Raw genomic sequence first — 13,024 nt, forward strand, 5'->3', positions numbered from 1 at the left:
TCTCGCGGCGAACCCGGAGCGGGCAGTGCGCCCCCGCGGCAGAGAGACTCGCTCGCGGGATCCGGCGGCGGTGTGCTAGACGCATCGTTCCATGCGAAGTGTGTGCGTTTTCTGCGGGTCGAGTCCCGGCGCCGAGCCGGCTTATCGCGAGGCGGCGCGGCGAACCGGCGAACTTCTCGCGGCGCGTGGGCTGACGCTCGTGTACGGTGGCGGCGGAGTGGGGCTGATGGGCGTGCTCGCCGACGCGGTGTTGTTGGCGGGTGGGCACGCGATCGGGGTGATTCCCGAGGCGCTTGCGGCCAGGGAAGTTGCGCACACGGGTTTGCCCGACCTGCGCATCGTCGGCTCGATGCACGAACGCAAGGCGCTGATGGCGGCGCTTGCCGATGGCTTCGTGGCGTTGCCCGGCGGGTTGGGGACGTTCGAGGAGCTATTCGAGATCGTGACCTGGGGGCAACTGGGTTTGCACGGCAAGCCGTGCGGGTTGGTCAACACGAAGGGGTACTACGATCGTCTGGTTGCTTTCCTCGACCACGCGGTGGAGGCGCGCTTCGTGCGACCGGAACACCGCGCGCTCATTCTGGTGGAGTCGGAACCGACGGCTTTGCTCGATCGCTTCGCCGGTTTTGTAGCGCCGAAGTTGGAGAAGTGGATCGATCGGGACACGACGTAGGACAGGAAGAATCGCGGGGACTCGGCTCGCAGGTTGCCGCGGAATACGTCTCAGACGATGGCGCCGCGCGCTTGCAGGCGGGCCCGCAGAGCGACCACGTCGAGGTCGCCGGGCGTGGTGCCGGAGGCGACGGCAAGGGCGGCCGCGGTGCCGGCGGCTTCGCCGGTAGCCATGCACGACGGGATCTCCTTGGTGGCGTGGTGGACCCGGTGATCCACCGAGATGCAGCGCCCCGCCACGAGGAGGTTGGCGAATTCGGCGGTAAGCAAGCAGCGGTACGGAATCCGGTAGCGGGCGTCGTACTTGGTCCAGTTCCCGGTGATGGCGATGGCGTCGTCGAAGGTACGATCGATGTCGTCGCGTTGCAGGACGTAGCGGCCGGTGAGGCGGCGGCTTTCGGTGATGCCGAGGTCGCGGGCAATCTCGCAGATATGGGCCGCGGCGAATTGCGGTACCGTGCGCCGTAGCTCGTCGGCGGCTTCCATTACTTTCTTGCGGCATTCCAACTCGGCGAGGGTCAGATCGGCCGGGTTGGTGGCGTCGATCTTCCTGACGACCCGGTCCGTGGCGCCCCACGGCAGTAGAGCCTGACCGGCATTTACCGTCTTGAAGCACCAGGCGCCGGCGTCGATGGCGGCGTCGACGTCGGCGATGCCGCCCATGCGGAACCAGAGCCACGGCAGTACCTTTTCGAGCGCGAACGGTACGCCGGCCGAGGCGAACACGTCGCCGTCGCCGGTGGTGTCGATGACCACGTCGGCAAGCACGGCGAAGCGGCCGGCTTTGCTCTGGAAGACGACGCCGCGTAAGCGTTGGTTGTCGCGAATCGCTTCGCAGCCCCACGCGTGCAACAGCAGTCGGACACCGCTTTCTTCGCACATGGTGTTGAGTGCGAAGCGGAACTCCTCGGGGTCGAAGGCAACGGAGTAGCGAACCCGATGCGGGGCGGAGCCCCAGACGAGTCCCCAGCGCCGGTAGCGCTCGACGAGTGCGGGGTCCGCGACGTTCCATTCCCCGGGCGGTGGAAAATGCGCTGCGCCGCGGGCGGCGAGGCGTTCGGTGACTTCCTGGCAGATTCCGCCGATTACCTGGCGGCCGGCACCGTCGTCGAGGGTGAGGAGCAGAATAACGAGTCCGCCGGTGGCGAGCCCGCCGAGAGCGCCGTGGCGTTCGACGAGCATGGTGTCGGCGCCGTTACGGGCAGCGGCAACCGCGGCGGCAACGCCGGCAGCGCCGCCGCCGACCACGAGTACCTGCGTGGTGGCATAGACCGGCGTGCGCCGCGCCGGCTCATCGATGAACGCCGTCATCCCCGTTCTCCAGCCTGCAGCCCCCGATCCTCAACGATCGATCGCGAATCCCGCCCGCCCGTGGGCACGCTACTGCGGCGGGCCCGAGGTGACAAGAGTCCGGCCGCAGGCCGTTGCGAGCACGGGGCTGTCTTACGACTTTGGTGGCTGCGCCGTGCGCGCAAACTCGGAAATCGTAAAGCAGCGCACCTGGGTTCCCGCTGGCGCGGGAATGACGAAGGTCCCGCCGAGGCTTTGCAGGACGGCTACCCACGGGCGGTTTTGGCTGCCCCTTGCCCCGGCCTGCCGGGCGCCCGTTAGCGCCGGATCAGGGGGTCTCCCGGCACTGGCCGACCGGTCGGGCGGGCTGCTACGATGCGGGCGATGACACCCACTGCAGGGCGGCTGGGCCGCGTGGCGATCGATGAAATAGAAGGCGCGCTGCGCCGCGCGCTCGCTGCGTGGCCGGCGATACGCGCCGCGTGGCTCTTCGGGTCGGTCGCGACCGACAGCGCCGGGCCGCTTTCCGACGTCGACATCGCGGTCCTGGGCGTGGGAGCACTGTCGTTCGACGAACGTGCGCGCCTGGCGGTCGACCTCGGCCGCGCGATCGGGAGCTCCTGCGATGTCGTCGCCGTGGAGCAGGCGTCGCCGGTCCTCGGGATGGCAATCGTGGAGACGGGCCGGCGCTTTCTTTGCCGCGACGAGCGCGCGGCCGACGCGTGGGAGGACGCCGCACTGCGGCGCTACCTCGACACCGCCGAACTGCGGCGCATCGTCTACGGCTACGTACACGAGGATTTGCACGCCGTCCGATGACCCTGCGGCCCGATACGGTGCGCGAGCGGCTCGCCATGGTGCGCACAAACCTCGCCGAGCTGGCGGCGATTTCGACGTTGCCACGCGAGCGCTTTCTCGCCGATCGCCGGGAACAATGGGCTACGGCCTACGCGCTGCAGACCACCGTCCAGGCCTTGCTCGATGCCGGCGCACACATCCTCAGTGGACGGTTCAAGGAAAGCCCGCGCGAGTACGGAGAGATCGTTCCGTTGCTGACCCGCCACGGGGTTCTCGACGCCGCGTTGGGCGAGCGACTGTGCAGGGTCGCTGGATTCCGCAACGTGCTGGTGCACGAGTACGCCGCGGTCGACTACGCGCTGGTGTACGATAAACTCGGTCAACTCGACGAGCTTCGTCGGTTCGCGGCCGCGCTCGACGCGTGGTTGACGGCCGAGGGGCTCTGATCGTCCTCTGCCGCGGTTGGGGAAATGCGCCGGCACCCGCGTGCGGGAGGCGGCGCGTGTTCGCATTCGGAACCGCGGGCAGCGGGTGTCGTCAGCGGACGGTGCGGCCGATGCCGCGGAACATGCGTGCGAGCAGGGGGCGCAGGATTGGCGTCAGCAGGCGACGGACTACCCCCGGGGGCGGGGTGTTGGCTGCCGCCGTGAAGCGGTCGATGCCGAGTTGCTCGCGGAGGTCCGAGGTCATGATGGCCACCGGATCGTCGAGCGGGATGCCTGTGCCGTCGGCGATCCGCACCATGCGCTCGAAGTTCGAGGCCACCGCTACGGCATCGACCAGCGGCGGCGCGCCAAGCTCCGTGAGCACCCGCTGGCGCGCGCCAGCCAGAGACTCCTCGTCGCTTCCTACCATGGCATCGGCCAACTCGATCAAGGCCGCGGCATGCGCGATGCCGCTTGCGCCGGCCCGGCTGGCGTCGGTGATGGCGCCAACGTCCACCGCCTGCCCGCCGCTCTCACCGCTCGCACGGAGCAGCAGCGCGTGCGAACTGGTTCAGTAGAAGCATCCGCGCGACGCCGACACGCGCCCCGCAACCAGCTCGATCTGGCGGCGATCGAGCGCGCGGCGGCTTTCGCGCAGGTTCAGCATCTCCGGCGGCGACAGGTAGTGCGCGGCGCCCAGTTCCTTCAGTCCGCGGACTTCGTCAGGCACGAGACTCAGGGCGCGGATGACATTGGCGGTCCGGCCGCCGGGCATCTCGTCCCACAGGTCCGCCTCCGACCCGCCGTTGCGTCCGTTCGGCAGCATCGGCACCCACGCACCCTCCAGACGCGCCGCGGCCGGACGATAGCGTGACGGCTTGCCGGCCATCGGCGCCGGCAGCGGATGCAACGGGATTCCGAGGCCGCGGCAGAAGCTGTCGATGCTCACAACGGTGACGATGACACCGATCAGTTCGACGTAGGCGCCGTCGCTCACCCCCGCCGCCCGGGTGTGATCGAACCAGTCGCGGGTCAGCCGGCCGGGGTCGGTGGTGACCCGGTGTACCACGTCGACCGCCGCGGGCGACAGGAGGGCCGTGCCGGGGTGGCTTCCGGGGACGGCGTACGGGGACAGCGCTCGCTTGCGTTCGGCGCACAGATCGCAACGTGCGGCGTTGCGCACCTCCGCCGCGACGGCCACCCGCTCCGCACCGTTCCACCAGGTACCCGGCGCGGCAAGGCGCCGCCACTGGTTGGCGTGCGCGATGGTGAGGTCGTCGCGGATGCGGAACGGCGAACCGCTGTAATCGATCGCCATTGCCATGTCTTATGCTCCGCCGCGGGCGCCAAAGGAAGGAGTAGAAAGGATAAAAGATGGCGGTCGACGAGCCTTCTCGAGAGCCGCCGTGCCGGGAATGACGGTGCCGCGCCCGAGCGTCACGGCAACGCTGCCGGCAACGGCCGCGGGTGCCGAAGGGCCGGGGTGGCAATTTACGGCGTGACAGTTGCAGGCTTCCGTGCAAGGAGCATTAGATGCCCCGGATTCGCACCCGGCACCTGATATGCGGGTGGTCCGTACTGGTTGTCGGCGTCAGCGCCCTCTGCCTCGCTGGCGCCGTGGTGGGCGTGGCGTCGCCCGTGCGTGCGGCGCCGCGCCCGCTGCCCGACACCACCGAGGGCATCCACGTCTTCAACGACCAGCTCCTTAACCTCACTCCGGGTCGCATCGCCTTCGCGGTTTCGCATTACGCCGGCACACAGAAAATGACGCGGGCCGACGCTGACGCCTTGCGCGCCGTCGATCCCGATTTCGTCATCCTGCATTATCGGCTCGCGCTCGGCCTCGGCTATCGCGCCACCGCCGGCGCCTGCTCGCCGACCGGGGAATACATCTACATCATCGACACCTCCTGGGTGCGGGAATGGCCGGACGACGCGACCCTGCAGGACTCGTGGTTCTACCTCGTCGACGGCAGCCGCGTGTACGGGTGCGGTTGGGGCTGGTACCTGGTCGACCTCGACGATCCGGCGTGGCGCACGTGGTGGTCGGACGCCGTGCTCGGCCAACTGGCCGCCAACGACGACGACGGCCTGTTCGCCGACACCTTCAGCGTGCCCAACTACCTCGGCGGCGACACCTTCGATCCGCCGCTGCCGGCGTACGATCCGGCCTTCGAGGCGGAGTGGACCGCGCGCATGGAGCGCTTCATGACCTACCTGCAGGGTCGCCTCGGCGGCAACTACTACCTGATTCCCAACGTGGGACAATGGGTTACCAGTCGCGATACGGTCGACTACTCCCTCGCCGACGGCGTCATGATCGAGGGCTTCGGCTACGACACTCTCGCCGCCTTCGGTGCCGACGACTGGAAGCTGCAGCTCGATCGGGTCCTCGGCCTTGTTCGTCTCGGGCGCGCCGTGCTCGGCCAAGCCTACGAAGTCGATAACGTGAACGATCGGCTCTTCACCCTCGGCAGTTACCTGCTCGTCAAGGGCACGCGCACCTATGTCAATCTCGATACCGGTCTGACGCCCGAATGGTGGCCGGAGTACGAAATCCCGATCGGCACCCCGACCACGCCCCTGCCGACCCGCATCGACGATCTCTACGATGCCCCCTACGGCGTCCACGTGCGCGAGTACACCAACGGCCGCGTTCTGGTGAATTCCGGCAACTCGGCCAGATCGGTGCCTCTCGGCGAAACCCTCTACCGGGCCGACCCGTCGGGTGGCGGCACCGTACCGTCGAGCGGCGTGCTCCCTTCCTCCTGGATGGTGAACTACACGGCGGTCAGCACCGTCGTCGTGCCGGCTCGCGGCGCGGTCATCGTCGTCCGCGATCCGACGGGCACCTCGCCGTCGGCAACGCCGGCGCCGACCGCCACGGCGACGCCGACCGTCCCGCCCACCGCCACCCGAACCCCGACGCCGCTGCCCGCCGCCACGATCGGCGGGACGATCCGCTACCACGCCACCGACGCTCCCGTACCGGATACCGGCGTTGCGCTGACCGGCCCCACGTCGACGACCGTCACGACCGATGCCGCCGGCGCCTACACGGCGAGCGCCGTTACCGGCGACACGTGGACGCTAACGCCTGAAAAGACCGGTGGCGCCGTGGACGCCGTATCCGCACTCGATGCCGTGTACGTCCTGCAAGCCGCCGTCGGGCTGCGGGTCTTCGATGCCATGCAGACCCTTGCCTGCGACGTTAGCGGCAACGGGGCGTTGAGCTCCTACGATGCTGCGCTGATCCTTCAGTACGTGGTAGGTCTCCTGCCGCGCCTGCCGGTGGCCGAACGATGCGCGTCGGACTGGGCTTTCGTTCCCAATCCAGCGCCCGCGCCCAATCAGCGCACGATATCCCCGGTCAACACCACCACCACCTGTCAGCGCGGCGCGATCGCTTACGAGCCGCTCGCCGGCAGTGTCGCGGCGCAGGACTTCCGCGCGGTGCTGTACGGCGACTGTACGGGCAATTGGCAGCCGCCCGCGGCCACACCGACCGCCACGGCCACGGCCAGTCCGTCGCCTACCGTCACGCGGACCGCCACACCGACGGCATCCGGCACCGACACTCCCACCGCAACCCCGACCTTCGTCGGTACGCCCGGGGCGTCCGTGGTGACCGAGCGTTGGGGAGCGCACTCCTCGGCGACGCACATCGGAACGGCGATGGACATGTCGCTCAACGAGCTGCAGCCGACATGGTCGGCTAACAACGGCTCGACGATCATCGTCGGCGAACCCACCGGCGGACGCCACTGGGGGCTCGTCCGCTTCGACCTCGGTGCGCTGGGGTCCACCACGGTCGTGCGCAGCGCTCGGCTGCGACTGGCGCTGTTCGCCCACAGTGAGCCGCGCGATCTGTGGCTGCCGGCTTATCCGGTCGTCGATCCGGACGGTCGCGGCCTGTGGTCGGAATCGGCGGCGACCTTTGCGCAGCGGCGGCCCGGCGTGCCGTGGTCGGCGCAGGGAAACCTCGCTACCAGCGTCGGGGCCGAGGTCGGAAGAGCGTACGTCGGCAACCTGCCGCAGTGGAACACGACCTGGGTCGAGTGGGACGTTACCGACGCGGTCCGCCAGTGGGTCATCAACCCGGCCGCCAACCAGGGGCTTGCGTTGCCGGCTCCCTCGGGAGCGCTCTTCGAGTCGGCGTCGCGCGAGAACGGCGACGCATCGACTCGTCCGTACCTGGAAATCGCCTACGAGGGGCCCAACCCGAATCGGCCGGCGCAGGTCACCGGCGCCGGCGCCACCCACCGCAGCGGTCAGACGTTCGTCACCTGGAACGAGCAGTCGGCCGGCGGGGCCGAGGTACGCTACCGCGTTTACCGGAGCACCCAGCCCATCGATGCCGCCACGATCGATCAGGCCACTCTGCTCGCCGAGGTCGAGCCGGACTCCGGGGCCTATGTGCACGAGACTTCCGGCTGCAGCAACGGCTCCGGCTGCTCGCCGATCGGCCAGCAGCGGTTCGTCATCGCCGACGACGGCAGTCCACTCCCGGTCGGGGTGGGCCTCTTCGTACATACCGTGCACGACGGCGGTCCCGGCTACTACGCGGTGACGCGCGTCGTCGACGGCAACGAGAACCGCGACGATTTCGGCGCCAACCGCGTCGATGCACTGCCCGAGGGCGAGGCGACGCCGCGTCCCGTGCGCGTGTGGACCAATGCCACCGGTACCGGCTGGGTATTCACCCAGTTCATGGACCACGCGGTCTGGAACGCCCAGGTGGAAGGATACGCCTACAATTTCTACGTCGGCGTACCGGCGGGTTACAGTGCGGCGGGGCCGGCCTGGCCGCTGATGATGCAGTTGCACGCCTACACCGGCACGTACCGGTTGCCGGCCAGTCCCGGGACAGGCGGAACCGACTATGGCTGGCCGATCGTGCAGGTGTTTCCCGACGATCGCACCAACACGTGGTGGTTCGGATTCGGTGCCAATGCGGCGCACGTGGACCGCCGCCTCGCCGATGCCCCGGTGGTCGACTATACGCACCGGCGGCTCGACGCGATCCTCGACTTCGTCGCCGGCAACTGGAACGTCGACGCGAACCGCCAGTACCTGTTCGGCGGCTCGATGGGCGGCAGCGGGACAGTGAACTACGGCCTGCGGCGCGGCGATCGGTTCGCGGCGATTTACGCCGAGAGTGCGATGACCGACTTCGCGCAGGCAGGGGCAGCCGGCGGCACGGCGTGGGAGACAGGCGGGATAACCGCGCTATGGGGAACGCGGGCCCAGGCGCTGCCGACGACGCACGGAATGAGCGTGTGGGACTGGTACGACCTGCAGAGTTGGGTGAGCGCGAACCCGGCCGCGGCTCTGCCGTTCCTGGCGGATCATCACGGTCGCAACGACGACGTGATCGACTGGGAAACGCAGGGAGCGCCGTGGTACCCGGCGTTGGAAGCCGGCCGGCACGGCATGGTTGGCGTGTTCGACGCCTCCGGTCACTCGTGGCCGGGCTTCGTTGCCGACAGCACGGTCTTTCAGCTTACCGACTTCGCGTTTCGCCGCGACGAGAGCTTTCCGGCATTCAGTCGCGCGGCGAATTCCGACGATCCCGCCGTGACGACAGGTTGTCGCAACTGCCGACTCGAGTGGTCGTCGTCGTGGTTGGACTTCGCCGGGCCGCCGCTGGACATGCCGGCGCGGTACGAGATCGTGCTCAGGACGACCAACGGCGCGAACACCACCGTGGACGTCACGCCGCGGCGCCTGCAGCAGTTCGTGGTCGCGGCGGGCGCCTCGTACGCGTGGGAGCACCGTCGTCTGGCGGACGACGCGTTACTGGGCGGAGGTACCGCGGTCGCCGACGGCGACGGTCTGCTGACCGTGTCCGACGTGCCGGTCCTTGCCGCGGGCACGCGCCTGGTAATCGTGCCGGCGGGAGGCTGAGGCGCACTTCGCTCCGCATCGCCGGCGGGCACTCTTGACGATTCTGGAAGAGCGTCCGGGCGCCGCCGTGCCCTTACGGCTTCGTCGGGTCATCGGCGGCCGCGCGCGCCACGCGCCGGCGCGCGAATATGGGATAGAAGGGCAGCGCCGTCGCCGTGACCAGCAGGGCGATGACACACTCCGTCGGCCGCCCGATCAGCATGGCCGCGGCAATCGCGGCGTTGGCCAGCAGGTACAGGGCCGGGACGATCGGGTAACCGAGGGCGCGGTACGGCCGTGGGCGGTCGGGTTGGCGCCGGCGCAACGCATACAATGCGGCGGTGTCCGCCATGGTCGCCAGCACGATTGCAAACGTGGTGTAGTCGAGCACGCTGGGAAAACGCCGCAGCAACAGAACGAGCGCGATGGCCGTCAGCGCCTGAGCGAGAATCGCCACGTGCGGAGTCTTGTTCTGCGCGTGCACCTGGTCCGTGTTGCCGAAGAAATACCCGTCCAGCGCCATGGCGTAAGCGATCCGCGGACCGACAAGAATCGTCGCGTTCAGGCAACCGACAACCGAGGCCAGCACCATGAGCGCCATGATCGTACCGCCGGCCTCGCCAAACAGCGCCAGCGCTGCCGACTCGCCGACTCGCACCTCGCCGCGCAAAGTGTCCATGGGCAGCGCGTACAGGTAGACGCCGTTCAGGAGCAGGTAGAGCGCGGTGCAGACCGCTAGTCCCAGAAAAAGGGATCGCGGCACGTTCCGTCCCGGGTCGCGGATCTCGCTGGCAACGTATACCGGGGCGTTCCAGCCGAGGTAGCTGAACAGAATCGGAGACAACGCCAGTCCGAACCCACTCAGCGGTACGGTGTCGGCCCCGGCAAAGAGCGGCTCGAAGTGCCCAATGCTACCGCGTCCGAGCAGCGGCCCTGCCACTGCCAGGCCGATCAGCGCGACGACCTTCACCCCGGCGGTGACGTTGTTGAACTGCGCACCGACGCGCACGCCGCGGTAGTTGATCCATGAGGTGAGGACGGTGATACCCACCGCGGCGGCCGCCTTGCCGGCGTCGCCCAGTTCGACGAAGCGCGCCAGCCCTTCCGCAAATCCGGTTGCCAGCGTCGCCACAGTGCCGGCGTAGATGACGAAGAACGTCAGCCAGCCGACGAGAAACCCTGCCAGCGGATGGAATCCCTCGCGCAAGTACACGTAGTCGCCGCCGGCGTGCGGGTAGGCGGCGCCGAGTTCGGCGTTCGCGAGTGCCCCCGCCAACGACAGGAGCCCGCCAACGATCCATGCCGCCAGCAGCAGGCCGGGATGCGGCAACACGTCGGCCACCGTCCCCGGCGTCAGGAAGATCCCGACCCCGATAACCGACGACACGCACAGGAGGGTCGCGTCGATCAGCGACAGCTCGCGGCGGAGTTGGTCGCGCGGATGGCGGTCGGCTGGCGGCATGGGTGACACGGGAACAAGGGGAGCGAATCGTCAGGGTCCGGGGCGCCGCATACTTTGGCTGTCTGCACAACGCAACCGCGCGAAGGATTCCCGTGTCGAGCGCGGAGCGTTGGGTGGCAGCATGCCGGCGGCCGTCAGGCGAGGAACGTCGTCGCCGGTGGCGCGACAACCTCCTTCGCAAAACGGCGATTGTCGATGCGCCGCGGCCGTGGTACGCACGCGACCTCACGCAAGCGCAACCGGGCGGAGAAGGAAGCCGATATGGGCGCATTCCGAGGATGGACGAACCGTACCATGGTGCGGGTCCGACTTGTTGCGGTTGCCATTGTCCTCACCGTACCCGCGCCGGTATTGGCGGCGTCCACACTGGTTTCGGTTAACGCCGCGGGCACCGGGAGCGGCAACGCCGAATCGTCGGGTCCCTGGGGCGTCAGCGACACGGGACGGTACGTGTGTTTCGACAGCCTTGCCGACGATCTCGTCGCCGGAGACGACAACGGGTTTGGGGACGTGTTCGTGCGCGACACGCAGGTGGGCACGACAACCCTGGTGAGTATGCGTCACACGGGAGGGGGCAGCGGCGACCTGGATTCGCTGTGTTACGGGCTGAGCGGCGACGGCCGCTATGTCGCACTGGTCAGCGCGGCCGGCGATCTCGTGCCCGGTTTCGTCGACGGCAACGACGGCGGCGATGACGGGTTTGTCCGCGACCTGCTCGCCGGCGCGACCGAGCTGATCACGGTGAACGCCGCCGGCACGGCCAGCGCCAACCTTGGTGTCGGCACGATCTTCGAGATCAGTGCGGCGGGTAGCCGTGTCTTCTTCGATAGTGCGGCCTCAAATCTGGTCGCCAACGACGGCAACGGCGTTTCCGACGTCTTCATGCGGGACCGCGACCTCGGCGTCACCGTTCTCGCCAGCGTCAACGCCGCCGGGACCGCCAGCGCCAACGCCGCCTCGACCCTTCCGATGTCGAGCGCCAACGGACGCTACGTCGTCTTCAACAGCACCGCCTCCGATCTGGTTGCCGGCTTCGTCGACGGCAACGCCGGCACCGCCGCGGATCTTTACATCCGCGACGTGGACCTCGGCGTCACCGCACTCGTGACACCCAACACCACCGGCACCGCCAGCGCCAACGCGGCGAGTACGAGCCTCGAGATCACCCCCGACGGCCGCTACGTCGTCTTCACCAGCGCCGCCACCGACCTCGTTGCCGGCGACAGTAATGGGCGCAGCGACATCTTCGTGCGCGACGTCGTCGCCAATGTCACCCGACTCGTGAGCGTCGCCGCGAGCGGCGGCGGTAGCGCCAACGGGACGTCGGCAAACGGCGTCCCCAGCGCCGACGGCCGTTACGTGGCCTTCGAAAGCGCCGCCACCGACCTGATTTCCGGATTCGTGGACGGTAACGGCGCGGGACGAGATGTGTTCGTCCGCGACCTTACCGCTTCCACCACACAGTTGATCAGCGTCAAGCGAACCGGTGGCGGCAGCGCCAACGGCGCCTCCAACCGTCCCCTCATCGGCGCCGACGGCGGCCTCGTCGTCTTCCTCAGCGCGGCGAGCGATCTCGTGTCGCCGTTCGTCGACGGCAACGGCGCCTTCTCCGACATCTTCGTGCGCGATCGCGTCTATCCGGGGACGGCGCACGTCTCCCGTAACGCCGCGGGCACCGCCGGGGCCAATGCGGCCCTGGAACCCGGCGAGATCAGCCGCGACGGTCGCGTCCTCGGGTTCTCCAGTACGGCCAGCGATCTCGTTGCCGGCGATAACAACGGCGTCGGTGACGTCTTCACGGTGCTCCTCCCCGTCACGCCTCGGCCGACGTGGACTCCGACGCGAACCGCTACGCCGACGATCACCCCGACGCGAACCATCTCGCCGACGCCTACCGTTGCCGCCGGCGCCGTAAGCGGACGGATCGGCTCGTACGCCAACGCGGCGACCCCGGTGCCGGCGGTGACGGTGGTGGTTACGGGGCCGACGCCGGGCAGCGTCGGCACCGATGCCGGCGGACAGTACCTCGTCTCGCCGCTCACGGGGGCCACGTGGCAGATGTTGCCCCGCAAGGCGGGTGGCCTCGGAAACAGCGTGTCGGCTCTCGATGCGTCCTGGGTCCTGCAAGCCGTTGTCGGACTCCGTGTCCTGTCCCCGACCCAAACGCTGGCCGGCGACGTCAGCGGCAACGGTAGCGTGTCGGCGTTGGACGCCGCGATGATACTGCAGCGCGTCGTCGGGCTGCGACCGCAGTTTCCCGCCGGTGTGAGCTGCGGCTCCGACTGGCACTTCGTGCCGGTCCCGTCGCCGGTGCCGAACCAGACCCTGCTGCAACCGTCGACGGCCGGTGGCACCTGTCAGAGCGGCGCCATCCGTTTCGAGCCGTTGAACGGTTCGGCCACGGGCCAGGATTTTCTCGGCATCCCGATCGGCGACGTGACCGGCAACTGGAACCCGGGCGGAAACTGACCCGAGTAAACCCCCCGAAGCC

9 protein-coding genes are annotated in these 13,024 nt (G+C 68.7%); 5 read left to right on the plus strand and 4 right to left on the minus strand.

The genetic code is table 11. The annotated features are described in order from the left end of the window. Nucleotides 1-91: 91 nt before the first annotated feature. Nucleotides 92-673: a TIGR00730 family Rossman fold protein gene (locus L6Q96_13760; GenBank protein MCK6555625.1), complete on the plus strand. Its 582-nt coding sequence runs from the start codon at nt 92-94 to the stop codon at nt 671-673. Nucleotides 674-723: 50 nt separating this feature from the next. On the opposite strand, the gene L6Q96_13765 is transcribed toward L6Q96_13760, so the two are convergent. Next, entirely contained in the window at nt 724-1,983 is a 1,260-nt protein-coding gene (locus tag L6Q96_13765) for an FAD-dependent oxidoreductase (protein MCK6555626.1), read from the minus strand. Nucleotides 1,984-2,346: 363 nt separating this feature from the next. Between L6Q96_13765 and L6Q96_13770 the strand changes: the two genes are divergently transcribed. Together L6Q96_13770 and L6Q96_13775 are read left to right on the plus strand one after the other, a co-directional pair. After that, on the plus strand, nt 2,347-2,781 hold the full coding sequence (locus L6Q96_13770) for a nucleotidyltransferase domain-containing protein (protein ID MCK6555627.1): 435 nt from the start codon (nt 2,347-2,349) through the stop codon (nt 2,779-2,781). Then, entirely contained in the window at nt 2,778-3,206 is a 429-nt protein-coding gene (locus L6Q96_13775; GenBank protein ID MCK6555628.1) for a DUF86 domain-containing protein, read from the plus strand. The genes L6Q96_13770 and L6Q96_13775 overlap by 4 nt, the downstream gene beginning before the upstream one ends. A gap of 91 nt (nt 3,207-3,297) precedes the next feature. Here the strand turns inward: L6Q96_13775 and L6Q96_13780 are convergent, their stop codons facing one another. Both L6Q96_13780 and L6Q96_13785 read right to left on the minus strand, forming a co-directional pair. Beyond that, on the minus strand, nt 3,298-3,702 hold the full coding sequence (locus L6Q96_13780) for a hypothetical protein (GenBank protein MCK6555629.1): 405 nt from the start codon (nt 3,700-3,702) through the stop codon (nt 3,298-3,300). A gap of 54 nt (nt 3,703-3,756) precedes the next feature. Continuing rightward, complete coding sequence (locus L6Q96_13785) at nt 3,757-4,509, minus strand: hypothetical protein (GenBank protein MCK6555630.1); 753 nt, start codon at nt 4,507-4,509, stop codon at nt 3,757-3,759. A gap of 209 nt (nt 4,510-4,718) precedes the next feature. On the opposite strand from L6Q96_13785, the gene L6Q96_13790 reads away from it, so the two are divergent. After that, entirely contained in the window at nt 4,719-9,092 is a 4,374-nt protein-coding gene (locus L6Q96_13790) for a putative glycoside hydrolase (protein ID MCK6555631.1), read from the plus strand. Between the two features lie 73 nt (nt 9,093-9,165). Here the strand turns inward: L6Q96_13790 and L6Q96_13795 are convergent, their stop codons facing one another. Beyond that, nucleotides 9,166-10,533 (minus strand): APC family permease, encoded by a 1,368-nt coding sequence (locus tag L6Q96_13795; protein ID MCK6555632.1) that lies wholly within the window; start codon nt 10,531-10,533, stop codon nt 9,166-9,168. Nucleotides 10,534-10,794: 261 nt separating this feature from the next. On the opposite strand from L6Q96_13795, the gene L6Q96_13800 reads away from it, so the two are divergent. Beyond that, nucleotides 10,795-13,002 (plus strand): dockerin type I domain-containing protein, encoded by a 2,208-nt coding sequence (locus L6Q96_13800; GenBank protein ID MCK6555633.1) that lies wholly within the window; start codon nt 10,795-10,797, stop codon nt 13,000-13,002. Nucleotides 13,003-13,024 lie beyond the last annotated feature (22 nt).

Source organism: Candidatus Binatia bacterium, assembly GCA_023150935.1.
In the GTDB taxonomy this organism is placed as follows: Bacteria; Desulfobacterota; Binatia; order HRBIN30; family HRBIN30; genus JAKLJW01.